Genomic DNA, 24,100 nt, shown 5'->3' on the forward strand with positions numbered 1-24,100 from the left:
ACCCGACGGGAAAGGGGCGGGCATTCCGGATAGCGTGGATCAGTACAACTGCGGCCCACCGTCCCCGTACTCCGAGTCATTCTGCAGGCTCAGTTCCCCGGCCGCACTGTTCAGGTACTCGGCATCGGATTCGGACTTGAGCTTGATCATCAGGCGCAGGTCGTTGGCGGAGTCGGCGTGGGCGAGGGCGTCTTCGTAGGTGATTTCGCCGCGGTCGTAGAGTTCGTACAGGGCCTGGTCGAAGGTCTGCATGCCCTGTTCGTTGGAGCGCTTCATCAGCTCCTTCATCTTGTGTACCTCGCCCTTGCGGATCAGGTCGGACATCAGCGGGGTGTTGATCATGATCTCCAGGCAGGCTCGGCGGCCGTCACCGTCCGGGGTGGGCACCAGTTGCTGGGCGACCATCGACTTGAGGTTCAGGGACAGGTCCATCCAGAGCTGCTCGTGGCGGTCCGCCGGGAAGAAGTGGATGATGCGGTCCAGCGCCTGGTTGGCGTTGTTGGCGTGCAGGGTGCACAGGCACAGGTGGCCGGTCTCGGCGAAGGCGATGGCGTGCTCCATGGTCTCGCGGGAGCGCACCTCGCCGATCAGGATCACGTCCGGCGCCTGGCGCAGGGTGTTTTTCAGGGCCACTTCGAAAGACTCGGTATCCAGCCCCACTTCGCGCTGGGTGACGATGCAGCCGCGGTGCTGGTGCACGAACTCGATCGGGTCCTCGATGGAGATGATGTGGCCCTTGGAGTTCTCGTTGCGGTGGCCGATGATCGATGCCAGCGATGTAGATTTACCGGTACCGGTGGCGCCGACGAAGATGATCAGGCCGCGCTTGGTCATCGCCAGTTCCTTGAGCTGTTCCGGCAGGCCCAGGCCGTCGACGGTGGGAATCTTGGTCTCGATGCGGCGCAGCACCATGCCCACCAGGTTGCGCTGGAAGAAGGCGGAGACCCGGAAGCGGCCCACGTTGCGCACGGCGATGGCGAAGTTGAGTTCCTTATTCTCGGCAAATTCCCGCCGCTGTTTTTCGTTCATGATGCCAACTACCAGTTCGCGCGCCTTTTCCCCTGTGAGGGCGCTGCTGCTGACGGGCATTACCTTGCCGTGTACCTTGATTGACGGCGGTACGCCGGCGGTGACGAATAGGTCCGAGGCGCCTTTTTCGACGACAAGTTGTAACAGTCTTTCGATTTCCATTGTGTTGTAATCGCCTTATTTGTTCTTGGCTGTTGGCGAGCCTGCGGCCCGCAAGCTGAGCGAGGCTTCCGGCTTAGAAGTTCTCCGGCATCTTGGCCTTTTCGCGCGCGACTTCGCGGGTGATGATGTGCTTTTTCACTAGGTCTTCCAGGCACTGGTCCATGGTCTGCATGCCGGCGCCGGCGCCGGTCTGGATGGCGGAGTACATCTGCGCCACCTTGTCTTCGCGGATCAGGTTGCGGATCGCGGGGGTGCCGCGCATGATCTCGTGGGCCGCCACGCGGCCGCCGCCGTTCTTTTTCATCAGCGTCTGCGAGACCACCGCCTGCAGGGATTCGGAAAGCATGGAGCGCACCATGGATTTCTCCTGCGCCGGGAAGACGTCCACTACCCGGTCGATGGTCTTGGCGGCGGAGGTGGTGTGCAGGGTGCCGAACACCAGGTGGCCGGTCTCGGCGGCGGTGAGCGCCAGGCGGATGGTCTCCAGGTCCCGCAGCTCGCCCACCAGAATGATGTCCGGGTCCTCGCGCAACGCCGAGCGCAGGGCCTCGGCAAAGCCGTGGGTGTCGCGGTGCACTTCCCGCTGGTTGACCAGGCATTTCTTGGATTCGTGCACGAATTCGATTGGGTCCTCGACCGTGAGGATATGTTCATACTTGTTGTCGTTGATGTAGTCCATCATCGCCGCCAGGGTGGTGGACTTACCGGAACCGGTGGGGCCGGTGACCAGTACCAGGCCGCGCGGCGTGTCGGAGATCTGCTTGAACACCTGGCCCATGCCCAGGTCGTCCATGGTCAGCACCCGGGACGGAATGGTCCGGAAGACGGCGCCGGCGCCGCGGTTGTGGTTGAACGCGTTGACACGGAAGCGCGCTACGCCGGGCACCTCGAAGGAGAAGTCGGTCTCCAGGAACTCCTCGTAGTCCTTGCGCTGCTTGTCGTTCATGATCTCGTAGATCAGGGCGTGCACCTGCTTGTGCTCCATGGGCGGCAGGTTGATGCGCCGCACGTCGCCGTCCACGCGGATCATCGGCGGCAGGCCGGCGGAGAGATGGAGGTCGGAGGCGTTCTGTTTGGCACTGAAGGCGAGGAGTTCGGTGATATCCATACTGCTACCTTATGGTTCTTATCGGGCCTCGGTTAGAATTGCCCTCCTTTGAGGAAGAGGCAGGGCACCAGTATATGCGCAAAGGGACCATCGCCGAAAATCTTCGTGCTGTGCGTGAGCGGATCGTCACAGGCTGTAGCGCCTGTGGGCGGGATCCGGACGGGGTGGCCCTGCTGGCGGTATCCAAGACCCGGCCGGCGAAAGACCTGCGCGCCGCCTTCGACGCCGGCCAGAGCCGCTTCGGCGAGAACTACCTGCAGGAGGCGATGGAGAAGCAGGCGCAACTGGCGGATCTGCCCATCGAGTGGCATTTCATCGGCCCGCTGCAATCGAACAAGACCCGCGCGGTGGCGGAGCGGTTCGACTGGATGCACAGCGTCGAGCGGCTAAAAATTGCCCAGCGCCTGTCTGCACAGAGACCCGGTGAGATGCCGCCGCTGAATATCTGCCTGCAGGTCAATATCGATGGCGAAGAGAGCAAATCCGGTTTGGCGCCGGCGGAGCTGTCGGCGGTGGCGAAAGCGGTGGCGGAACTGCCCAAGCTGCAACTGCGCGGCCTGATGGCGATACCGGCGCCGCGGGAAGATGCCGACAAGCAGCGCGAGTCTTTCGAACAACTGGCGCAATTGCTCGAACAGCTGCGCACCGAGCTGCCGGAGCAGCCGCTGGACACCCTGTCCATGGGCATGTCCGGCGACCTGGAGGCGGCGATCGCCAGCGGTGCGTCGATTGTGCGTGTGGGCACCGATATCTTCGGCCCGCGGAAGTGAAGGAGTAACCTATGTCAGAAGCGAAAATGGTCTTTATCGGTGGCGCCGGCAATATGGCTGGGGCGGTGATCGGCGGACTGGTGGCCAGCGGCTATCCGGCCGAGCGCATCGTCGCCACCGGCCGCAACGAACAGAAACTCGCCGATTTCGCCGCGAAAACCGGTGTGCGGACTAGCACCGACAACGACGCCGCGGTCGCGGAGGCCGACGTACTGGTACTGTCGGTGAAGCCGCAGATGATGAAGGAACTGTGCCAGTCCATCGCCGCGCGGGTCGTCGAGCGCCAACCGCTGGTAATCAGCCTGGCTGCGGGCATTCCGCTGGCCGCCTATCGGCGCTGGCTGGGGGCCGGCGTGCCGATTGTGCGTGCCATGCCAAACACGCCGGCACTGGTGGGCACCGGTGTGACCGGCCTCTATGCCGGCGAGGGCGTCACTGGTGACCAGAAGCAGGTTGCGCAAAAAATCGCCGAGGCGGTGGGGATCGCCATCTGGGTCGAAGAGGAATCCGGGATCGACCGGGTCATTGCCGTATCCGGCTCCGGCCCCGCCTACTACTTCCAGTTTATGGAATCCATGATCGACGCCGCGGAAAAAGCGGGTATGGCGCGCGCCGATGCGGAGCGCCTCACCTTGCAAACCGCCCTGGGGGCGGCGAAACTGGCCGTTGCCAGCGATGTGGACGTGGGGCAGCTGAAACGCAACGTGATGTCCCCCAACGGCACCACCGAACGCGCCATCCAGTGCTTCCAGAGCGGTGGCCTGCCGGAGCTGGTGGAGCGGGCCATGGGCGACTGCGCCGAGCGCGCGGCGGAGATGGCAAAAGAACTGGATAATTAACTTTGAAGTAACGATGCCTCCATCGGGATCCAGAGCCCGGAAACCGGAAAAGAATACCGGGGTCCGATGCAAAGACCCTGATGCCGGTCTCTCATACTGTCATGGGGGCATTTGCAATTTGAACTTGCCCGAGGTGGGCAACAAACTCCTGTCACCCAAAGGGATTTTCGATGGTCAGTACCTTCAGCAATATCGGCGTCTTCCTGTTTGCCACCCTGGGCATCCTGTTCCTGTTTGCCGTGTTGATGCGCTTCCTGCTGCAGTTGGCGCGGGCGGACTTTTACAATCCCATCTCCCAGGGCGTCGTGAAAGTCACCAATCCGCCGCTGTTGCCGCTGCGCAAGTTGGTGCCGGGATTTCTCGGTGTGGATATGGCGTCGGTGGTGCTGGCGATGCTGGTGGGCTGGGTAATGATCCTTGTCTGCGGCCTGCTTGCCGGCGTCGGGTTGTTCAACCCGGTCAGCGCGCTGCTTTGGTCACTGATCGGCTGTGTCATGACGGTGGTCGCGATCGTCTTCATCGGCATGCTGATCTCGATCATCTTCAGCTGGATAGCGCCCCACAGCAGCCACCCGGCGCTGATGTTGTTGCGCCAACTGCTGGAGCCCTTCTGCGCGCCGGTGCGCAAACTGATTCCGCCGCTGGGGATGATCGATATCAGCCCCATTTTCGTGTTTATTCTGCTGACGGTGGCGGACAAGCTGCTGTACGGCTTCGCGCAGATGGCCAACATGCCCGGCTTCGTCTACAACCTCTTCTGGCATATTCCGGGGTTTTAGAGCCCGACTTTCCCTCCCGCGCACTGGGTCGCACTTTCAGCGGGCCGGTGCTTCTATAATCCCGGCTGTTGACCGACAATAGCCCCGCTGTGCAGTAAATAAGAAGAACCCGACTACATGGAAGATGCCATCTTGCGCCAGCATATCGCCGATTACGACCGCTGGAAGAAATCCCTGGATCGCCAGTTTGCCAGTTTCAACGACTGGCTCCAGGGCCATTTCCCCAATTCCGCCGGCGCGCGCCAGGTTGTACAGCAGGCGCGTGCACTGCTCGCCGAGGACCAGTTCACACTGGCGCTGGTGGGCGAGTTCTCCCGCGGCAAGACCGAACTGATCAATGCGCTGCTGTCGCACACCTACGGCAAGCGGCTGCTGCCGTCCAAGCCCGGGCGCACCACCATGTGCCCCACCGAGATCTTCAGCGACGGCGGCGAGCAGGCCAGCCTGCGGCTGCTGCCGATCGAGACCCTGGGCACCAACACCAGCCTGGAGAGCTTCCGCCGCATCCCGCAGAAGTGGGTCACCTGCGAATTCGACGCCAACGATGCCGACGCCACCCGCGAAGCGCTGCTCAAGGTCGCCGCCAGCAAGTCGGTGACCCCGGACGAGGCGGCCCGCTACGGCTTCGACCGCCGCCACCTGGACGGCAAGGGCAACCTGGTACAGATTCCGGCCTGGCGCTACGCGCTCATCAGCCTGCCGCACCCGCTGCTGGCCCAGGGCCTGCGCATTATCGACACCCCGGGGCTGAACGCGCTCGGCAACGAGCCCGAACTGACCCTGTCCACCCTGCCCGGCGCCCAGGCGGTGGCCTTCCTGCTGGCTGCTGACGCCGGCGTCAGCGGCACCGACCTGAATATGTGGGAGACCCACCTGGTGCCGCTGCGGGAGCACCGCGGCACCGCGGTAATGGCGCTGCTGAACAAGATCGACGCCCTCTGGGACGACCCCGACGAGGACCCGGAAGGACTGCTGCGCGGTATGCGCGCGCAGGTGGCCAAGCTGCTGGAGCTGCCGCGGGAGAGTGTGGTGGGGGTGTCTGCGAAGAAGGCCCTGCTGGCGCGCCAGCAGCAGGATTCGGAGATGCTGACCCAGAGTCGCTTCGGCGATTTCGAAAAAATACTGGTGCAGCGACTGATGGAGCACCGCCAGAAAGTGGCCGAGCACCGCTCTCTGCACCAGGCGCTGACCCTGATGGCGGACACCCGCGACCTGCTCAAACGCCGCCTGAACAGCGGCCGCGCTGCGCTCAGCCACCTGCAGCGCAACGCCGCCACCAGCAGCGACCAGCTCGAAGAACTGGCGCAACTGCAGCAGACCGCGCGCGAGCAGCACAAGACCTGCCACCAGGAACTGCTGACTCTGAAATCCAGTCACCGCATGCTGGCACGCCAGCGCACCTCGCTGCTGGCGCCGGTATCCAGCCAGCAGCTGCAGGCACTGATCGACGACACCAGCCGCGCCCTGCACGAACGCTGGACACCGCTGGGGCTGGCCAAGGCCATCGACAACTTTATGGAAGGCGTGGATCACCAGTTGTCCAACCTGGAGCGCGAGGTGGAACAGGCCAACCGGCTGGTGGACGCGATCTTCGAGCGCTCCAGCCTCAGCAACCTGAATTCCGACGAACAGCACTTCAATGTCCACGGCTTCCGCCTGGCGCTGCGCGGCCTGCACCGGCAGGCGGCACAGCTGCGGCGCTCGCCGCAACTGCTGCTGGCGCGCCGCAACCGCCTCACCGAACGGTTTCTCTCCACCCTGGCGAGCGAGGTGGGTCGCCTCTACAGCCAGCTGATCTCCGCCGCCGACGGCTGGCTGGAGCAGGCACTGGAACCGCTCAAGCAGCATGTGCAGTACCAGAAGCACCTGCTCAACCGGCATATGATCAAGCTCACCGAGTTGAAGCAGAAAACCAAAAGCAAGCGCACCGATCTGCGCGCCCTGGAGGAGGAAATCCTGCGCAACGACGGCGCCCTCGCGTCGTTGGAGGATCTGCTGCGTCAGAGCGCTGCCGCACCCCAGCCGCTGGCGCCCGCACCGCGGGCCAACAATGTGACCCCGCTGAAGGCGCCCGCCACTCAATAGTCCGGTGCGGGCTCCGCCACCTGCCGTTGGCCCGGCAGTCCCTGCACAAACAGGTCGATATGTGCCGCGGTAAGACGCGGGTGCAGCATCGTAGCCACTTCCGCCGCAACCGGTTCCGCATGCTGCGCGGGTTCATTCACGAAGTGCGCGGCTGCGGGTTGCCAGGCGGCACGCACACCGCGGATTCCCTGCCGCGCAAACTGCCGCTGGTGCCAGCGACTGTTGGCGAGCAGGGGGGCTGTATCACCCCTGCGGGCCGCCTGTATTTCGGCGCGGAGAATCTCGCCGGCCCTGTGTCCCAGATCCGGATGATAACGCCGGAAAGCGACCCCCGGTCCGATACTGGCCGGGTGCAGTATGCCGACATGGCCGGATTCCCGCAGTCGCTCCTTCAGGTAGGAGGCGTTTTCGATACTGCGAGCCGCCAGCAGTCGCAGTCCGTCCTCCCCCAGCTGTGAAAGCGAGGCGTGCAGTGCCTGCAGACTACAGAGTCTGGCCAGATCTGTGCTCGACGACTCTGCCTGCGGTATTACGCCCGGGGTTGCCCCGTCCAGTCTCGGTACCGCTGCGTCCGGCAGCAGCGGCATCAGATTCTTGTAATTTTTTACGATCAACAGCGACAGCGGCAGAGGCGTATAGCCCCAGTTGCCGAGATCGATCGAACAACTGTCGCTGGCGGCGGCGTCTGCCGCTGAGGACATCAGTGGCCTGATCGTATCCAGTGACAAATCCAGCGGATTGCGGGTGGTGTCGTACTCACCGAAAAGCAAGAACGGCCAGTGCAAAGGGATATCCAGGTGAATATGTGGGCGTTTGAGTACACCATAGGTCTGCCGCAGTCTGGTCGTCTCCCGCTGCACTTCCGCTACCGGGTCCGAGGCTCCGGTGCATTTCTGGCCCTGTGTCAGCAGGATGCCGTCGACATGCACTCCGCGCCGGTAACAGTTTTCAAGAAAGCTGCACAACCGGTCCAGCTCGAGATTGCCCTCCGTGTTCGCGGGAATCAACGTCGTGTCGATACCTTTAATTCCGAACAGTGGCTGCCCGGGATGTAGCAGGTCTACATTGCCTGTTGAAACGAGAACCCGGCTCTCGTGTCTTTTGGCAGGTGCCAGGCTGATACCCGTTGCCAGTCTGCAGCCATACCACTGAACGAGGGGGTGACTGAGGGAGAAAATGCCGCCGACATCGTGCCTGCCATAACCAACCAGGCCAGCAGCGTGAGAGAGTAACCGGTGTTCTAGGGAAGTGATACGCGATCCGGTCTGTTCCCGGTCGGCTGACTGCCCCAGTTCCCGGCGAACCGAAGCCAGAGCAACGTGGGATGGAGGGGGGAAACCGGACACGACGTCCGGTCTATGTCTCTTTTTATCACTTTTCGGATACAGACTCCCTATTGGAAAATAATCGACATATTCTTTTTCTTCACCGGGATGTTGAGGGAACTGGGTTGCTATCAGGTTTTCCAGGTTTTTTAAATAGTCGATTCCACTTCTTCCTTTCATTTCATTACCTCACAACAACTCATGCCGCCACACCTCATATACAGGCAAGTTGGATGTCTGGAGCAAGCATTATTTCTTCATGGGCGTACTTTTCATTTAAGAACCGCTAACTGCTTAGGGTTATTTTGGCTATGGACGGCATGTCGTTTTCGGACTGTATAAATTACCTTCAAGTTTCGATCGGGCTAAGTCGATAAAAATAGAAGGGAGAAGATCGGGAGTTTCCGATAAGTGAACTTGAGAAGCTTCATGCAGAGGTGGAAAAGATCCTCCTTGATCGAAATATTTCAAATGGACGTAGAGTCACTGAGTAAGAAGGAGAAATTGAATACGCTTACGAATTGATGGCACACGCCATGGAGACAGCCGGGCTCAAGGTCGGGGATGCCCAGTATTCCATGGGTGGATTTTTGGCTGTTATTGTGAACACGGGCTGTTGACGGGGATCAGATGAAGAAAATACATGATGACTTTCCCATGATCCGGAAGGAAATATCCCTGCAGGTTTCATCAGTTTTACGGATCCTGGCTTCGTCTTGTCTCCGCGTGGCAGTAAATTAATTTACATTCTGCTTACTGGATAGGGTTTTAAAAATAAAACTGGCTCTGAAATCGAGGAGAAGTAAACAGGACTTTATCCTGGCTGGCGAATCTCTACAGGAAGCCCTTCATGGTTTCCCTGCGAGGTCTGTGATTAGCTGGTATACAGGAGTGAATTGAAGATGGATTATGAAGTTGCAGTGGCGCGGGAACTTGATGGCTTACGCATTCCCGCCAAAGGAGAGTACTCAGAGGTGGCAAGGCAGCAGCGTCTCGGATTTCTTCGGGAGAAAAGCGGATTGGCTCTGGAAGGAGTGGGAAGCTGTTCCTACACGCCGGAAGCACTGAAAAATAATATCGAATCCCTGGTCGGCACCGTGGAGGTGCCGCTGGCGGTAGTGGGGCCGGTCAGGGTCAAGGGCGTGCATGTGGACGACACCGTCTATGTGCCGTGTGCGACCACCGAAGGTGCACTGGTGGCATCTCTCAACAGGGGGGCCACTGCGCTTTTCCGCGCAGGTGGCGTTACGGCGTGGGCTGTTTCCCAGCGCGTTCTGCGTGCCCCCTATTTTGAATTTTTTGATCTCTCGGCTGCGCAGCGTTTTTGCCAGTGGGTCGGGGACAATGAAGCGGAAGTTCGAAATCGGGTGCTCAGAGCCTCGGACCATGCTGAGCTGCTCTCCCTGGAACCGGTGGTGATCGGACGCTGTGTACACCTGACGTTCGAGTATCGCAGCGGCGATGCCAGCGGCCAGAACATGGTGACCGCCTGTACCTGGTCTGCCTGCAACTGGATAAGGGAGGCGTTGGCGTTGAGCGGGGATATGCCCCTGGCGGATTTTGCGATCGAGGCGGGCCTGTCGGGGGACAAAAGGGTCACCGGACAGACCTTTACCCGCGGGCGCGGCACCAGGGTGACGGCAGAGTGTGTGCTGCCCGCCGATGTGGTGCGCGACGTACTGAAGGTGGAGCCGTCTGCGCTCGTACACTATTTCCACCAGCTGTCCGCGTCCGAATCGGCGGCGGGAAGTGTCGGTTGCTGCCTCAACATTGCCAACCCCATTGCTGCGGTGTTTGTGGCCACCGGCCAGGATATCGCCTGCGTACACGAATCTTCCGCCGGGGTCTTCTATCTGGAACTGCAACAGGACGGTAACATTTACGCGAGTATCACCTTGCCGTGTCTGGTCGTGGGTACTGTCGGCGGGGGCACCGGCGTGCCGCAACAGCGGGAGTGCCTGCAGTTAATGGGATGTGCGGGCAGCGGCAAGGCAATGCGTTTCGCGGAGTGTATCGCCGCCTGCTGTATGGGGCTGGAGCTCTCCACCATGTCGGCGGTGGCCTCGGACCAGTTTGCCCAGGCGCACGAGCGCATGGGGCGAAATCGCCCGGCCTGACTGCTGGCCCCGTGCGGATCAATGGCCTCTCAACCGAAGGCCTCGAAATCCAGCAGCGCTCTCTTCATGTCCGCGCCACCCGGATGGCCCTTGATACTGTTGTCACTGCCGATGACGCGATGACAGGGAATAAAGATCGGGGTTGGGTTGGCGCGGATCGCCTGGCCCACCGCGCGCACCGCTTCCGGGCGACCGAGCCTTTCGGCGAGCTGGCCGTAAGTCCAGGTCTGGCCGAAAGGGATTTCCCGCAGGGTGTGCCACACGCTCTGCTGGAAGTCCGTGCCTCGGGGTCGGCAGGGAATCGACAGCTCGCGGCGCTCCCGTCGGAAATATTGCTGCAGCTGCTCGGCGCACCGGGCCAGCAACGGGGTCACCTGCTTTTCCCAGGTCGCGTCCGGTTCGGACGACTGGCCGACCGGCGCCAGGCGCACGGCGACCAGCGCCTCGCCATCGGCGGCGACGATCAGCGAACAGATGGGGGCGTCAATTTCCCGATAGTGCAACATTGGACTTCTCCGACCTCAAACCCTCCGTGCTTTTCGGGATGGTAATGCCATTAGGTTTAAAGTTTGAGCGAAATGTTCTAATGTTGGCGCCGCAGTCTGCCGCTGTTGGCGGTCGGCTCCAACGGGCGTCGCCGGATTTTTTCTCCGGGGTGTTTTCCCGTACACTGCTTCTCCTTTCAGCGTTGCGGAACCATTCAGTGCCGTCGGAAACAGTCAATCCATCCGGTCAGATCCAACCGGCCGATTCGGTCGGCATCGTTACCCCCCAGAGCGCCAGATTCGACCGACCGCTGGAACTGGCCTGCGGCCGCACCCTGCGGGAATACACCCTGGTTTACGAGACCTACGGAGAGCTGAACGCGGACAAAAGCAACGCCGTGTTGATCTGCCACGCACTCTCCGGCCACCACCACGCCGCCGGCCGCCACAGTCCCGGCGACAAGCGCCCGGGCTGGTGGGACAACTATATCGGCCCCGGCAAGCCGATCGACACGGACAAATTCTTCGTCGTATCGCTGAACAACCTCGGCGGCTGCCACGGCTCCACTGGCCCTTCGTCGATCAATCCGGACACCGGCAAGCCCTGGGGGCGGGACTTCCCCATACTGCGGGTGCGCGACTGGGTGCACAGCCAGGCGCGCCTGGCCGACCTGCTCGGTATCGAACAGTGGGCCGCGGTGATCGGCGGCAGTCTCGGCGGCATGCAGGCCATGCGCTGGGCGCTGGAGTATCCGGACCGGCTGCGCCACTGTGTGGTGATCGCATCGGCGCTGAAGCTGTCCGCACAGAATATTGCCTTCAACGAGACCGCCCGCCAGGCGATCACCTCGGACCCGGATTTCTGCGACGGCCACTACCTGGAGCGGGAAAAACTGCCGCGCAGCGGGCTGGCGGTGGCGCGCATGATCGGCCATATCACCTACCTTTCCGACGACGGCCTGGGCAGGAAATTTGGCCGCGAACTGCGCTCCGGCACCTTCGAGCAGGGAGTCGAGGAAGAGGTGGAGTTCCAGGTGCAGAGCTACCTGCGCTACCAGGGCGATACCTTCTCCGGCAGTTTCGACCCCAATACCTATATCCTGATGACCCGCGCGCTGGATTACTTCGACCTGGCGCGGGAATACGACCACGACCCGGTAGCGGCCTTCTCCCACGCCCGCTGCCGTTTCCTGCTGCTCTCCTTCACGTCCGACTGGCGTTTTGCGCCGCAGCGCTCGCGGGAAATCGTCGACGCCCTGATACGCGCCAACCAGCCGGTCAGCTACGCGGAGATCGAATCGCCGATGGGGCATGACGCCTTCCTGTTGCCCAGCGAACGCTACCGGCGGGTCTTCTTCGCCTACATGAACGGCGTCGCCGCGGAAACCGCGCCGGAGGTGAACTGATGCGCGTGGACCTCGATATCATCCAGGAATGGATCGCCCCGGAAACCCGGGTGCTCGACCTGGGCTGTGGCGACGGCTTCCTGCTGGAGCAGCTGGGCAGGCACAAGCAGGTCAGCGGCTACGGCCTGGAAATCGACCACCAGCAGATAGAGCGCTGCCTGCAGCGGGGCGTCAATGTAGTGGAGCAGAACCTGGATCGGGGGCTGGGCAACTTTGCCGACGACAGCTTCGATACTGTGGTCATGACCCAGGCGCTGCAGACGCTGCGCCAGCCTCACCTGGTGGTGGGGGAGATGCTGCGCGTCGGGCGCGAGTGCATCATTACTTTCCCCAATTTCGGCCAGTGGAAGGCGCGCTGGCACCTGGCGTTCTCCGGGCGCATGCCGGTATCGGATTTATTACCCTATGAATGGTATGACACACCCAATATTCACTTTTGTACTTTTCGCGATTTCGAGGTGCTCTGTCGACAGAACCGTTGGACTATTCTGCACCGCCAGGTAGTATCCGGGTCTCGTATCAGCGCTACTTTCAAGGATTTTCTGCCCAATCTGTTCGGCGAGACGGCGATCTACCATCTCACTCGCTAAACTAGACTCAGTGAAAGCATTCAGGCGCCAGCCGACAGTCCCATGTTGGGCCGGAGCCCAATTCTCTACAGGAGGTGAACCGTGAAGCGCATACTGACAGCCATCGCCGCCGCGGCGATGTTACTGTGGGCTGCCAGCGCCGCGGCGCAGGAAGCCAAAGTCATCAAGAGCCACCAGGATTTTGGCGATTACCGGGTGGTCTATTCGGTTTTCAACAGCGAGTTCATCAAGCCCGAAGTCGCGCAGCGTTACAACCTGGTGCGCGCCGAAGACCGCGTGTTCGTCAATGTCTCGGTAGTAATGAAGGAGGGTGGCAAGAAAGGACTGAGCTCGGAGATGTCCGGCACCGCCACCAACCTGATCCAGCAGTCGCGGCCGCTGGAATTTATCGAGGTCAGCGAGGGCGATGCGGTCTACTACCTGGCGCCACTGCGGTTCGACCACGAGGAGACACTGACCTTCAATGTCGATGTGAAGTTGCCCGACGGCAATACCGAGCAGATCAGCTTCCGCCGCAAGCTGGACAAGGACTGAGAATATTTTCGGAGCTCGGGACAATGGCTCCCCTCTCCCCTTGGGAGAGGAACGGGGGACGGCAAAGCCGCGATCCCGGAGCCTTGCACCTCTCACTGTCCCGCGGGCCGCCAACCCCCTTTCCAACGATGTGATATGCCAAAAAAAATCGTCCTCGCCAGCGGTAATGCCGGCAAGCTCAGGGAGTTTTCCCAGCTCTTTGCCAACTGGGATGTCGAAGTAGTCCCCCAGTCGGCGTTCGACACGCCGGAGGCGGAGGAAACCGGCCTCAGCTTTATCGAAAACGCCCTGATCAAGGCGCGCCACGCCAGTCGTTTCAGCGGCCTGCCGGCACTGGCGGACGACTCCGGCCTGGCCGTGGATGCGCTCGGCGGCGTGCCGGGGATCTACTCGGCGCGCTACGCCGGTGCCGGTGCCGATGACGCCGACAACAACCGCAAGCTGCTGCAGGCGCTGGCGGAAATCCCCGATGCCCGGCGCGGCGCCAGTTTTCACTGCGCGCTGGCGTTCGTGCGCAGTGCCGTGGATCCGGTGCCGCTGGTATGCAGCGCCCGCTGGAGCGGCCGCATCCTGCGCGAGCCCGCCGGAGAGCGGGGCTTCGGTTACGACCCGCTGTTCTATATCGAGTCCCAAGGCATGACCTCGGCGCAACTGTCGCGGGAAGTAAAGAACCGGATCAGCCACCGCGCCCGGGCGGTGCAGCAGTTCTCCGGGCTGTGGCGCGAGCAGATGCAGGGCGGAACGGACCTTGACTGACGTCGCGGCGATGGCGCTGCCACCGCTGGGGCTCTATGTGCATATCCCCTGGTGTGTGCGCAAGTGTCCCTATTGCGACTTCAATTCTCACCAAGTCGCAGCGGGCGCTCACGCAGCCTCCCACGATTCGGTGGGTGCGGGGCCGGCGGAGTACGGTCTGCCGGAGCGGGAGTACGTCGATCAGTTGTGCCGCGACCTGCGCAGCCAGTTGCCCTGGGTGCAGGGTCGCAGGCTGGAATCGATCTTTTTCGGCGGCGGCACGCCGAGCCTGTTTTCGCCGGCGGCCATCGGCGCGATCCTGGAGGCGGCGGAGCGGCTGGTGGGCTTCGCGCCGGATATCGAGATCACCCTGGAGGCCAACCCCGGCACCTTCGAACAGGAGAAGTTCGCCGGCTACCGCGCGGCCGGGGTCAATCGCCTGTCCATCGGCGTACAGAGCTTCGACCCACGCCAGCTGCAGAACCTGGGCCGCATCCACAGCGGCGACGAGGCCGCCGGCGCCCTGCAGATGGCGCGCCGCGCCGGTTTCGACAATATCAACCTGGACCTGATGCACGGCCTGCCCGGGCAGACTGAGGACGAGGCGCTGGAGGACCTGCAGCGGGCGGTGGCGCTGGGCCCGGAGCACCTCTCCTGGTACCAGCTCACCATCGAGCCCAATACCGCTTTCTACAACGCGCCGCCGGTTACCCCCGGTTCGGCACTGGTCGCCGCCATGCAGGACCACGGCCGCGATTACCTGGCGGCGCAGGGGTACGCCCGCTACGAGGTGTCCGCCTACAGTCCCGCCGGCCTGGAATCCCGGCACAATGTGAACTACTGGTCCTTTGGCGACTACCTGGGTATCGGCGCCGGGGCCCACGGCAAGGTCACGCTGCTTTCGGAGCCCTCAGCGGACGGAACGGCGCGGATAATGCGCAGCCGACGCACCCGCGCGCCGCGCCACTATCTCGGGGTCGCGGAGAAAGGCGCGGGACTGATCCACAGCGAGCTGGTGCCACCGCATACCGAGGATATCGAGCGCCGGGAACGGCCGCTGGAATTCCTGATGAATGCCCTGCGGCTGGTGGACGGCGTGCCGCTGGCGGCTTTCGGTCGCCACACCGGTCTGCCGCTGGACCCGCTCCGGCGGCACTGGCCGGCGCTGGAGGCGATGGAACTGGTGCAGCCGCTGGCGGAGCGGATCGCGGCCACGCCCTTCGGCTTCGACTATATCGACGAGATACTGCAGCGATTCCTGGAGCAGCCCTGAAGTGCGGTGATCGGCGGGCCTTGAAAGCCGTCGCAAGCGGCCCCATTTACCGGGAAACGCCCTTGCGGGCGGGGAGCGGCTGTCCTTATGATGTCGCGATACGCCCGCCCGGTCCGCGATCGCGGGCAACCTAGAGTAACCAGAGAACAGGAAAGCAATATGAGCGAGATCGTCAACGTAACTGACGCCGAATTCGAAGCCGAGGTCCTGAAGGCCGAAGGTCCGGTACTGGTGGACTTCTGGGCGCAGTGGTGCGGCCCCTGCAAGATGATCGCTCCGGTGCTGCAGGATCTGGCGGGTCAATACGGCGACAAGCTGAAAATCGTCAAAGTGGACGTGGATGCCAACAAGGAAACCCCGGCCAAGTTCAATGTCCGCGGTATCCCGACCCTGCTGCTGTTCAAGGGCGGCAATGTAGAAGGTACCAAGGTGGGCGCTCTGTCCCGTGCCCAACTGACCGAGTTCATCGACAGCCAGCTGTAAAGTCGTCGCCATCCTGCGATTTTCCTTTGCAGGATGGCGAACTGCCGTTATACTGCCTGATATCTTGAAACTATTCAGACGAGTCGGATATCAAACTAGCGACGACGAGCTGACTGAAGACGCCCCTCCGCACGGTCATTGACCATCCCCGGCGCGCAAACTCCTCGAGTTGAACTTTCCGCTTCAGAGCTGCCCAGCTGATGGCTGGCACAGCGCGGTTTGTGAGCTCCCATGAGCGTTGTGCAAACGGGAGGAGCCGGCATTGCGGTAACCGTCACGGCGGAAAAGCGATTTTTGTCATATTTCCAACCCCTCCTCAAATGTTTCGGCGCGTCCGCGCCAATTGACAACGAAACCTCAATAAAGCAATTGGTATGAATCTCTCCGAATTAAAAACCAAACCCATTGAAGAACTGATTGAAATCGCCAAAGGCATGGGCCTCGAGAACCTGGCCCGCTCGCGCAAGCAGGACATCATCTTCAATATCCTCAAGCGCCACGCCAAAAGCGGTGAAGACATCTACGGTGACGGCGTTCTCGAAATTCTCCAGGACGGTTTTGGTTTTTTGCGATCCGCCGACTCCTCCTACCTGGCGGGCCCGGATGATATCTACGTCTCGCCCAGCCAGATCCGGCGCTTCAACCTGCGCACCGGTGACTCCATTGCCGGCAAGATCCGGCCACCGAAGGAGGGCGAACGCTACTTCGCGTTGCTGAAAGTCGCCGAGATCAATTTCGACAAGCCCGAAAACGCGCGCAGCAAGATCCTCTTCGAAAACCTCACCCCCCTCTTCCCCAACGATCGCCTGGCCCTCGAATGTGGCAACGGCTCCTCCGAAGACCTGATCGGCCGCATCATCGACCTGGTGGCCCCCATCGGCAAGGGCCAGCGCGGCCTGATCGTGGCGCCACCCAAGGCGGGCAAGACCATCATGTTGCAGAACATGGCCCAGGCCATCACCCGCAACAATCCCGAGTGCCACCTGATCGTGCTGCTGATCGACGAACGCCCGGAAGAGGTTACCGAGATGCAGCGCTCCGTGCGCGGCGAGGTGGTGGCCTCCACCTTCGATGAGCCGCCGGCGCGCCACGTACAGGTGGCGGAGATGGTGATCGAGAAGGCCAAGCGCCTGGTGGAGCACAAGAAGGACGTGGTGATCCTGCTGGACTCCATCACCCGCCTGGCGCGCGCCTACAACACCACCGTGCCCAGCTCCGGCAAGGTGCTGACCGGCGGTGTGGACGCCCATGCGCTGGAGCGCCCCAAGCGCTTCTTCGGCGCGGCGCGCAACATCGAGGAGGGTGGCAGCCTGTCCATCATCGCCACCGCGCTGGTGGACACCGGCTCGAAGATGGACGAGGTGATCTTCGAGGAGTTCAAGGGCACCGGCAACATGGAGCTGCAACTGGACCGCAAGATCGCCGAGAAGCGTATCTACCCGGCCATCAACGTGCGCCGCTCCGGCACCCGCCGCGAGGAGCTGCTGATGCCGGAGGGCGAACTGCAGCGGGTCTGGATCCTGCGCAAGCTGCTGCACGATATGGAAGATATGGCCGCGACCGAGTTCCTGATCGACAAGCTGAAGGGCTTCAAGACCAACGACGAATTCTTCCTGTCCATGAAACGGAAATAAATTCCATTTTGTAATGGCGGCGGAATTGTCGGTTTTGCGTCGAATTCCGTTGCAAAGGCGAGTCTTTCGGCATATAAAGTTCCACATTGTGGCGCCGGATGTGTACAGACGACGCCCGACCGAATTGGCCCAGGGTTTTCCCGCGAGGGGCCAATCTCAGGTGGATGATCTGGTGGAGCTGGTTATCCATTTGTGACTGCACGACAGCCCACGTATCTAGTGAGAACTTTTTGTGAATATCTATATTGGAAATCTGGCCTACGCGGTAACCTCCGACGAACTGCACGAAGCATTCGGCGAATTCGGAGAAATCTCTCGGGCTACCGTAATCACCGACCGTGAGACTGGCCGCTCTAAAGGCTTCGGTTTCGTAGAAATGCCGAATGACGACGAAGCGCGTCAGGCGATCGAAGAAATGAACGACAAGCCGCTGTCTGGCCGTAACATCCGTGTTAACGAAGCCAAGCCGCGCGAAGATCGTCCGCGTCGCCCCCGTTTCTAAGCTGCCGGCAGCTTGAGAATTTAACGGCTGCGGCACCCGCCGCAGCCGTTTTACAAACCGCCTCCCCCTCTGCTCCCCGATCCGGGGTGCCATTCCCCGTTTTGTCTTTTACACTGCGCACTGATTCCCTGACCCTGTGCCCGTATGAAATACAAAGACCTGCGCGATTTTATCCGGCTGCTGGAAAAGCGAGGCCTGTTAAAGCGCATCTCCCAGCCCGTAGACCCGAACCTGGAAATGACCGAGATCGCCGACCGCGTGTTGCGCACCGGCGGCCCGGCGCTGCTGTTTGAAAACCCGGTGGGTTCCGCGACCCCGGTACTCGCCAACCTCTTCGGTACCCCGGAACGGGTAGCCCTGGGCATGGGTCGCGAGAGTGTCGGTGAGCTGCGCGAAGTGGGCGAGCTGCTCGCCTTCCTCAAGGAGCCGCAGCCGCCGGAGAACCTGCGCGACGCCTGGGAGAAGCTGCCGGTGTTCAGGCAGGTGCTGAATATGGGGCCGAAGGTGGTCGGTGCGGCGCCCTGCCAGCAGGTGGAAATCACCGGCGACAACGTGGACCTGAACCGGCTGCCGATCCAGACCTGCTGGCCCGGCGATGCCGCGCCCCTGGTTACCTGGCCGTTGGTGGTCACCCGCGGGCCGGAGAAGAAGCGACAGAACCTGGGTATTTACCGGATGCAACTGATCGGCCGCAACCGGCTGATCATGCGCTGGCTGTCCCACCGCGGCGGGGCCCTGGATTTCCGCGACTGGTGCCGCGAGAATCCGGGCAAACCCTGCCCGGTGGCCGTGGCCCTGGGGGCCGACCCAGCCACGATTCTCGGCGCCGTGACACCGGTGCCGGATACCCTGTCGGAATACGCCTTCGCCGGCCTGCTGCGCGGCGACAAGACGGAAGTCGCGGATGCCACCCTCAGCGACCTGCAGGTACCGGCCAGTGCCGAGTATGTACTGGAGGGCTTTATCCATCCGGACGACACCGCCGCAGAGGGGCCCTACGGCGATCACACCGGCTACTACAACGAGGTGGAACACTTCCCGGTGTTCACCGTGGAAAAGATCACCCACCGCAAAGACCCCATCTACCACAGCACCTACACCGGACGCCCGCCGGACGAGCCGGCGGTACTGGGCGAGGCGCTGAACGAAGTCTTCGTGCCCATCCTGAAAAAGCAGTTTCCGGAAATCGTCGACTTCTACCTGCCGCCGGAGGGCTGCTCCTACCGCCTGGCCGTGGTCACCATGAAAAAGCAGTACCCGGGCCACGCCAAGCGGGTGATGATGGGGGTCTGGTCCTTCCTGCGCCAGTTCATGTACACCAAGTTCGTGATCGTCGCCGACGACGACGTCAACGCGCGTGACTGGAAGGATGTGATCTGGGCCATGACCACTCGCATGGACCCGGTGCGCGACACGGTGACGGTGGAAAATACCCCCATCGACTACCTGGACTTCGCCTCGCCGGTGTCCGGCCTGGGTTCCAAAATGGGCCTGGATGCCACCAACAAATGGCCGGGCGAGACCAGCCGCGAGTGGGGTCGGCCCATCGAACGGGACCCGGAGGTGGTCAAGCGTATCGACGACCTCTGGCCCGAGTTGGGTCTGGAGTAACAGGTGTCAATTGTAGCCGCCGGTTCTGTGGGAGTATTTATGTCGGAGTTATCCATACGGGAAGCAAATGTCGCAGACGCAGCACTGATCCTGCGCTTTGTCAGGGAGCTGGCGGTCTACGAGAAGGCCGAACACGAAGTCCGGGCCACGGAGCAGATGATCGCCGAGTCCATTGTCGGCGAGACTTCCACTACCCATGCGCTGATCTGCGAGCGCGATGGCGAGCCGATCGGCTTCGCGGTCTACTTCTTCAACTACTCCACCTGGCTGGGGAAAAACGGCCTCTACCTGGAGGATCTCTACGTGACTCCCGACGCGCGGGGCTCCGGCGCCGGCAAGGCTTTGCTCAGGCAATTGGCAAAGATCGCCGTGGAGCGGGACTGCGGCCGTTTCGAGTGGAGCGTGCTGGATTGGAACCGGCCGGCGATCGATTTCTACGAATCCCTGGGGGCGGAGCCGCAGAGCGAGTGGATCGGCTATCGCCTGACCGGGCAGGCGCTGCGGGATCTGGCCGCGGCGGATTAATCGAAAGAGACCCGGACCAGGTTGCTCTCCGCCAGCAGTGAGCGCACGGCGAGCATGCGCGCGCCGTCCGGGTGCAAATCGAAATTGAGGCGGAAGCGGTTCTTCGCCAGCAGTTTCCGCTGCGTTTCACCACTCTGTAGATGCACCCTGGTCATATAGGCGTCGTTGCCGCTGTGTTCCGTGTAGTAGAGCCAGCCCCGGTGCACCTGCCAGCGGTTGGGGATTGCGGAAGGCAGGGTGGCGACCTGGCGCACCGCCGCGCCCCTGTCGATCAGCCAGGCGCGGCGCTCGGTGTCCACCGCCAGCATCTGCGAGCCCGCCACTGCCTGTGCGGCGGTATAGCCGGCAATCAGCGCTGTCTGCCGGTCGCCCGCGATCTCGTGGCGGTAGAGGGTGGGTTTTCCCTTTTCGCTTTTCGAGTAGAGGACGGCGGTACCGTCGGCACTCCAGCCGGGCGGGCCGGCGAGGTCCATCTCCGTCGTCAGGTAGCGCAGTTGCCGCGCCGCGAGATCGAACAGGAAAACGCGTTTGTCGACAAGCCCGGTCAGGTAGGTGTCGTCCGGGTCTATGGCGAGTGATCGGACCCTGGCCGCCGCCGGCAGGGACAGAGTCGTCTCCGTGCCCGCCTTGTCACTCTGTCGCTGCAGCAGCACCGCATCCTCCCGGCGCGAGACGAAATACAGGCTCTCGCCGTCGGCGCTGTAGAGCGGAAAGTCCTCGGCGCCGGGCAGGTCGAAGTGATCGGTGGACATCAGTGGCCCGCCGTCGAACGGATCGGGTGCTTCCTGCAGGTCGAGGAAGTTGCCGTTGTGTCGCCGCATCAGATAGCAGTCGGGACCGCACTGGAAGAAGGCGTCGTTGATAGTGCGGCTGGGGTTATTCAGGGCCGTGAAGTCGTCTTCCGCCAGGTGATATGCCAGCAGCTCGCCGTCGAAGCTGGACAGCACCAGGCTCCCGCCATCCGCACGCCAGGCGAGCCTGTCGGGATGCCCCGGCAATATGCGGCTGTGCAGCAGGCTACCGGTGGGATTGTCGACGATCAGCAGCTCCCGTTTTCCCGGTTCCACACCGCGCAGCAGCGCCAGCATAGCGCCGTCCCCGGATTCCCGGGCGAAGAAATCGCCCACGCCGCCGACATTGGGTGCAGTGAGCTGCTCGATATCGCCGGTGTCCAACTGCAGCCGCCAGATACCCTGGGGCAGTTGCGGGCGGTATTCGTCCTTCAGGTAAACGGCGCGCTCTGCCCTGGACCAGCCGAGCAGGTACTTGTCGGCGGTGGCGGCGGTCGGCAGGGTTTGCGGGGCCCGGATGCCCGTCCGCGGATCGAAGCGGGCGAGGAAGTGCTGTCTTTCCCCGGCAACGCTGCGGGTGTAGACCAGCTCGTCGCCGTCCGGCGACCAGTGGGCGTTGGCGTAGTTGGCAGCGTCCCAGGTCAGTCGCTGCACCCGACCGCTGTCGAGATTCTTGGTATAGAGCTGCAGCAGATCGTCCTTGTTGGCCCGGTGTGAAAACAGCAGCCTGCGGGTGACGGAATTGAAATCGGGGCTGAGCTCGGAGCCGGACAGCTGGGTCAGGGGCTCGACGGTGGCGGGGGAGCCGGGTTCTTCGGCAAACCGGCCCCACAGCAGGCCGGCAGCTGTGAGCAGCGCCGCCACCAGGGCGGCTGCAGCGACTACTCCGCGGCGCGGGCCGCGATAGCGACTTGGGCGCGTTTCCCGGCAGGGAGCGATCATCGCGTATCCCTTCAGCGGCAGGGTTCTGATATAGCGCGGATTGCGGGCATCGTCCCCGAGTGCGTCGCGCAGCTTCCGGACCATGGCCCGCACGGCGTCGTCGCCGACCACGCGATCGGGCCAGATCTCCCGGTCGATCTGCTCGCGACCGACCACTTCACCGGCGTGGCGGACCAGCAGCGCCAGGAACTCGACCACCTGGGGTTCCAGCCGGGTCGCCGTGTCGCTGCCGCTATTCCAGAGCCGGCCGGATGTCGGATCGAACAGGAATTCGCCGATGCGGAAAGGGGGCGAGCCTTCCCGGGCCTTTTTATTTTTCTCTTTCACATCAATGCGTTAGTTCATATGGTCGCCTGTGAACAGGGAATCACAGGCACCCGTCACAGTTCTTCACAAAGCTTTCTTTGCCCGCCGGCCGGCGGCGCGATATTCCGGGTTATTAAAACACAGGCGCTGTTCCAGCGGCAGCGACCTATCCATTCGATATTGAGAAGGAACCCGAAATGCGTCGACTGATCCCACTGTTGGTATTGCTCTTTGCACTGCCCGTCTCGGCCCGGCCCGCTCCGACGCCACCGGTTGAAAGCCTGTCGCAACTGGCGGCGGCCATCGACGGGGTGAGGGAGCGGCGGGGAGCGCCCGGAGTCGCCGTGGCACTGCTGAAACCCGGCGGCGAAGTCTGGCAACACACCGCCGGGATGGCGGATATCGATGTGCAACGGTCGGTCACGGTGGACACCCGCTTTCGCATCGCCTCCATCTCGAAGATGTTCGTCAGCCTCGCGGTGTTGCGATTACAGGAGCAGGGGCGGCTCAGCCTGGACGACAGGGTCGCGGCCCTGGCCCCGGAAATCGAATTCGACAATCCCTGGGAGTCGAATCACCCCCTGCGCCTGGTACACCTGCTGAATCACAGCAGTGGCTGGGATGCGCCGCATTTCGCCGAGCAGATCGGCAGTGACGGCAGGCCGCTATCCATCCGCGAGGCGCTGGCGCTGCATCCGCACTCGCGCCGGTCCCGCTGGGCGCCGGGCAGTCGCACCGCCTACAACAATACCGGGCCGCTGGTGGCCGCCTATATCGTCGAGAAAGTATCCGGTGCGGACAGTTACGAGGATTACGTGCGGGAGCAGTTTTTCGAACCGCTGGGAATGGAAGCGAGCGGCTACTATTACAGCGACGACTACCGCAGCAATGCGGCCGGGCAGTATCACGGCGGCCGCGAGCTGCCCTACTGGCATCTCAATAACCGCGCGGCCGGGGGAATGCACAGCAGCCTGAACGATATGCAGCGCTTCGCGCGCATGCTGCTGGATCGTGGGCGCATCGGCGGGACGCGGCTGCTGTCCGCGGAATCCATCCGGCGCGGCGAAACGCCGACACAGACGCTCGCCGCGAAAGCGGGGCTGCAGGTGTCCCAGGGACTCGGCAACAATTCCTTCCACCGCAACGGCGTGGTGTTTCGCGGCCACGAGGGTGGCCTGCCGGGGGCCAGTGCGCTGCTCGCCTACCAGCCGCAAATGGGCATTGCCCATATCGTGCTGGCGAACGGCAGCGGTCCGGTGGCGGCGGAAATACACCGCTTGCTGGCCGATTTTGTGACCCGCAATCATACCGTGGAGCCGGTCGCTGCGGAGCGAAAAATTACCGGGGGCGACCGGTCCCTGAGTGGCCACTACCGCGTCGCCAACCCGGCGATGCAGTCTGCGGAATTCCTCGCCGACCTGGTGCCCTGGACGGTGAATGTGCGCGGCGACAGTGCCACCATCGGACCGCTGTTGGGAATGCCGCCCCGCAAACTGGTGCCTGCAGCGGGCGGCGGTTTTCTGCAGGAGAGCACCGGCAGGGTGGCGCTGGTGCGGGTGCGGGATCCCGCAGCGGGTGAGCTGCTGCACTACGGCCCGCAGGCGCTGGAAAAGGTCGGTGCCGTCGGGGCCTACGGGCCGCCGCTGTTGGCCGTTTCCTGGTTCGTCTGCGCCGTCGTCGGACTGGGGTTCCTGCCGATCTGGCTGCCGCGCTACTGGCTCGGCAAAATCCGCCCGGGCGGTGCCATCGCAATGCGGGCCTGGCCGCTGCTGACCCTGTCGGGCCTGCTCGCGGCGCTGCTGGGGGTGAAAATGGCCATGGCCAGCCCCGTGCCCTATGCGCTGGCTGGCCGCCTCAGCCTGCCGACGCTACTGGTGTTCGCCGGCAGCATCGCCTTTTTCGTCTGCGCCCTGTGGAGTCTGTGGGTGTGGTTTCGCTACCGGTCGAGCCGGATGAACCGCTTCGTGAAATATCACTCCACGGTCCTGATCCTGCTCAACCTGCTGGTGGGGTTGTACCTGCTCTCTTACGGTGTGATCGGCATCCGGCTCTGGGCCTGAAGGCCCGGC

Annotated in this window: 21 protein-coding genes; 16 read left to right on the forward strand and 5 right to left on the reverse strand. The window is 62.6% G+C overall.

The genetic code is table 11. From position 1 onward, the window contains the following. Window positions 1–39: 39 nt before the first annotated feature. A complete protein-coding gene (locus tag OQE62_RS08655) occupies window positions 40–1,191 on the reverse strand; it encodes a PilT/PilU family type 4a pilus ATPase (RefSeq protein WP_265721622.1) in 1,152 nt (383 codons plus the stop codon). A gap of 73 nt (window positions 1,192–1,264) precedes the next feature. Then, window positions 1,265–2,299 (reverse strand): type IV pilus twitching motility protein PilT, encoded by a 1,035-nt coding sequence (locus OQE62_RS08660; protein ID WP_265721623.1) that lies wholly within the window; start codon window positions 2,297–2,299, stop codon window positions 1,265–1,267. Window positions 2,300–2,373: 74 nt separating this feature from the next. Between OQE62_RS08660 and OQE62_RS08665 the strand changes: the two genes are divergently transcribed. The 4 genes from OQE62_RS08665 to OQE62_RS08680 all read left to right on the forward strand — a co-directional run bounded on the left by OQE62_RS08665 (window position 2,374) and on the right by OQE62_RS08680 (window position 6,772). Next, the gene (locus OQE62_RS08665) at window positions 2,374–3,069 is read left to right on the forward strand and encodes a YggS family pyridoxal phosphate-dependent enzyme (protein WP_265721624.1); all 696 of its coding nucleotides are present in this window, start codon (window positions 2,374–2,376) and stop codon (window positions 3,067–3,069) included. An 11-nt stretch (window positions 3,070–3,080) separates the two neighbouring features. Further along, complete coding sequence (gene proC / locus OQE62_RS08670) at window positions 3,081–3,908, forward strand: pyrroline-5-carboxylate reductase (protein WP_265721625.1); 828 nt, start codon at window positions 3,081–3,083, stop codon at window positions 3,906–3,908. A 170-nt stretch (window positions 3,909–4,078) separates the two neighbouring features. Next, complete coding sequence (locus OQE62_RS08675; protein ID WP_265721626.1) at window positions 4,079–4,687, forward strand: YggT family protein; 609 nt, start codon at window positions 4,079–4,081, stop codon at window positions 4,685–4,687. 117 nt (window positions 4,688–4,804) lie between these two features. Next, complete coding sequence (locus tag OQE62_RS08680; protein WP_265721627.1) at window positions 4,805–6,772, forward strand: dynamin family protein; 1,968 nt, start codon at window positions 4,805–4,807, stop codon at window positions 6,770–6,772. Here the strand turns inward: OQE62_RS08680 and OQE62_RS08685 are convergent. Next, window positions 6,766–8,277 carry a hypothetical protein gene (locus OQE62_RS08685; RefSeq protein WP_265721628.1) on the reverse strand — a complete coding sequence of 504 codons (1,512 nt, stop codon included), beginning with the start codon at window positions 8,275–8,277 and terminating at the stop codon, window positions 6,766–6,768. The two genes, OQE62_RS08680 and OQE62_RS08685, sit on opposite strands and share 7 nt — an antisense overlap. A 722-nt stretch (window positions 8,278–8,999) precedes the next feature. Between OQE62_RS08685 and OQE62_RS08690 the strand changes: the two genes are divergently transcribed. Further along, window positions 9,000–10,214, forward strand: coding sequence for a hypothetical protein (locus OQE62_RS08690; protein WP_265721629.1), 1,215 nt, complete (start codon window positions 9,000–9,002; stop codon window positions 10,212–10,214). 29 nt (window positions 10,215–10,243) lie between these two features. On the opposite strand, the gene OQE62_RS08695 is transcribed toward OQE62_RS08690, so the two are convergent. Beyond that, complete coding sequence (locus tag OQE62_RS08695) at window positions 10,244–10,720, reverse strand: methylated-DNA--[protein]-cysteine S-methyltransferase (protein WP_265721630.1); 477 nt, start codon at window positions 10,718–10,720, stop codon at window positions 10,244–10,246. A gap of 197 nt (window positions 10,721–10,917) precedes the next feature. Here OQE62_RS08695 and metX point away from each other — a divergent pair, with 197 nt between their 5' ends. From metX to OQE62_RS08745, 10 genes are all read left to right on the forward strand, one after another. After that, a complete protein-coding gene (gene metX / locus OQE62_RS08700) occupies window positions 10,918–12,105 on the forward strand; it encodes a homoserine O-succinyltransferase MetX (RefSeq protein WP_265721631.1) in 1,188 nt (395 codons plus the stop codon). Next, entirely contained in the window at window positions 12,105–12,695 is a 591-nt protein-coding gene (gene metW, locus OQE62_RS08705) for a methionine biosynthesis protein MetW (protein ID WP_265721632.1), read from the forward strand. The genes metX and metW overlap by 1 nt, the downstream gene beginning before the upstream one ends. Before the next feature lie 81 nt (window positions 12,696–12,776). Then, complete coding sequence (locus OQE62_RS08710) at window positions 12,777–13,229, forward strand: DUF4426 domain-containing protein (protein WP_265721633.1); 453 nt, start codon at window positions 12,777–12,779, stop codon at window positions 13,227–13,229. A 135-nt stretch (window positions 13,230–13,364) separates the two neighbouring features. Beyond that, window positions 13,365–13,985, forward strand: a complete 621-nt coding sequence (rdgB, locus tag OQE62_RS08715) for an RdgB/HAM1 family non-canonical purine NTP pyrophosphatase (protein ID WP_265721634.1) — start codon at window positions 13,365–13,367, stop codon at window positions 13,983–13,985. Beyond that, window positions 13,978–15,237 carry a radical SAM family heme chaperone HemW gene (hemW, locus tag OQE62_RS08720; protein ID WP_322746567.1) on the forward strand — a complete coding sequence of 420 codons (1,260 nt, stop codon included), beginning with the start codon at window positions 13,978–13,980 and terminating at the stop codon, window positions 15,235–15,237. The genes rdgB and hemW overlap by 8 nt, the downstream gene beginning before the upstream one ends. A gap of 159 nt (window positions 15,238–15,396) precedes the next feature. After that, complete coding sequence (gene trxA, locus OQE62_RS08725) at window positions 15,397–15,720, forward strand: thioredoxin TrxA (protein WP_265721635.1); 324 nt, start codon at window positions 15,397–15,399, stop codon at window positions 15,718–15,720. Between the two features lie 374 nt (window positions 15,721–16,094). After that, window positions 16,095–17,354: a transcription termination factor Rho gene (gene rho / locus OQE62_RS08730; RefSeq protein WP_265721636.1), complete on the forward strand. Its 1,260-nt coding sequence runs from the start codon at window positions 16,095–16,097 to the stop codon at window positions 17,352–17,354. A gap of 232 nt (window positions 17,355–17,586) precedes the next feature. After that, window positions 17,587–17,856: an RNA recognition motif domain-containing protein gene (locus OQE62_RS08735; RefSeq protein ID WP_265721637.1), complete on the forward strand. Its 270-nt coding sequence runs from the start codon at window positions 17,587–17,589 to the stop codon at window positions 17,854–17,856. A 144-nt stretch (window positions 17,857–18,000) separates the two neighbouring features. After that, window positions 18,001–19,467 (forward strand): 4-hydroxy-3-polyprenylbenzoate decarboxylase, encoded by a 1,467-nt coding sequence (gene ubiD, locus OQE62_RS08740; protein ID WP_265721638.1) that lies wholly within the window; start codon window positions 18,001–18,003, stop codon window positions 19,465–19,467. A 39-nt stretch (window positions 19,468–19,506) separates the two neighbouring features. Then, window positions 19,507–19,992, forward strand: coding sequence for a GNAT family N-acetyltransferase (locus tag OQE62_RS08745; protein ID WP_265721639.1), 486 nt, complete (start codon window positions 19,507–19,509; stop codon window positions 19,990–19,992). On the opposite strand, the gene OQE62_RS08750 is transcribed toward OQE62_RS08745, so the two are convergent. Beyond that, the gene (locus tag OQE62_RS08750) at window positions 19,989–22,052 is read right to left on the reverse strand and encodes a winged helix-turn-helix domain-containing protein (protein WP_265721640.1); all 2,064 of its coding nucleotides are present in this window, start codon (window positions 22,050–22,052) and stop codon (window positions 19,989–19,991) included. The genes OQE62_RS08745 and OQE62_RS08750 overlap by 4 nt on opposite strands. Before the next feature lie 176 nt (window positions 22,053–22,228). Between OQE62_RS08750 and OQE62_RS08755 the strand changes: the two genes are divergently transcribed. Further along, on the forward strand, window positions 22,229–24,091 hold the full coding sequence (locus OQE62_RS08755) for a serine hydrolase domain-containing protein (protein WP_265721641.1): 1,863 nt from the start codon (window positions 22,229–22,231) through the stop codon (window positions 24,089–24,091). Window positions 24,092–24,100: the final 9 nt, after the last annotated feature.

The sequence above is a fragment of the Microbulbifer halophilus genome (assembly GCF_026183675.1).
GTDB lineage: Bacteria > Pseudomonadota > Gammaproteobacteria > Pseudomonadales > Cellvibrionaceae > Microbulbifer > Microbulbifer halophilus.

Bases quoted from the DNA above. Each gene is read 5' to 3' on its own strand.
- metW (WP_265721632.1), top strand. From the start codon at position 12,105: ATGCGCGTGGACCTCGATATCATCCAGGAATGGATCGCCCCGGAAACC.
- proC (WP_265721625.1), top strand. From the start codon at position 3,081: ATGTCAGAAGCGAAAATGGTCTTTATCGGTGGCGCCGGCAATATGGCT.
- OQE62_RS08665 (WP_265721624.1), top strand. From the start codon at position 2,374: ATGCGCAAAGGGACCATCGCCGAAAATCTTCGTGCTGTGCGTGAGCGG.
- OQE62_RS08745 (WP_265721639.1), top strand. From the start codon at position 19,507: ATGTCGGAGTTATCCATACGGGAAGCAAATGTCGCAGACGCAGCACTG.
- OQE62_RS08660 (WP_265721623.1), bottom strand. From the start codon at position 2,299: ATGGATATCACCGAACTCCTCGCCTTCAGTGCCAAACAGAACGCCTCC.
- OQE62_RS08755 (WP_265721641.1), top strand. From the start codon at position 22,229: ATGCGTCGACTGATCCCACTGTTGGTATTGCTCTTTGCACTGCCCGTC.
- OQE62_RS08680 (WP_265721627.1), top strand. From the start codon at position 4,805: ATGGAAGATGCCATCTTGCGCCAGCATATCGCCGATTACGACCGCTGG.
- OQE62_RS08690 (WP_265721629.1), top strand. From the start codon at position 9,000: ATGGATTATGAAGTTGCAGTGGCGCGGGAACTTGATGGCTTACGCATT.
- rdgB (WP_265721634.1), top strand. From the start codon at position 13,365: ATGCCAAAAAAAATCGTCCTCGCCAGCGGTAATGCCGGCAAGCTCAGG.
- OQE62_RS08675 (WP_265721626.1), top strand. From the start codon at position 4,079: ATGGTCAGTACCTTCAGCAATATCGGCGTCTTCCTGTTTGCCACCCTG.
- OQE62_RS08655 (WP_265721622.1), bottom strand. From the start codon at position 1,191: ATGGAAATCGAAAGACTGTTACAACTTGTCGTCGAAAAAGGCGCCTCG.
- OQE62_RS08685 (WP_265721628.1), bottom strand. From the start codon at position 8,277: ATGAAAGGAAGAAGTGGAATCGACTATTTAAAAAACCTGGAAAACCTG.
- OQE62_RS08695 (WP_265721630.1), bottom strand. From the start codon at position 10,720: ATGTTGCACTATCGGGAAATTGACGCCCCCATCTGTTCGCTGATCGTC.
- rho (WP_265721636.1), top strand. From the start codon at position 16,095: ATGAATCTCTCCGAATTAAAAACCAAACCCATTGAAGAACTGATTGAA.
- trxA (WP_265721635.1), top strand. From the start codon at position 15,397: ATGAGCGAGATCGTCAACGTAACTGACGCCGAATTCGAAGCCGAGGTC.
- ubiD (WP_265721638.1), top strand. From the start codon at position 18,001: ATGAAATACAAAGACCTGCGCGATTTTATCCGGCTGCTGGAAAAGCGA.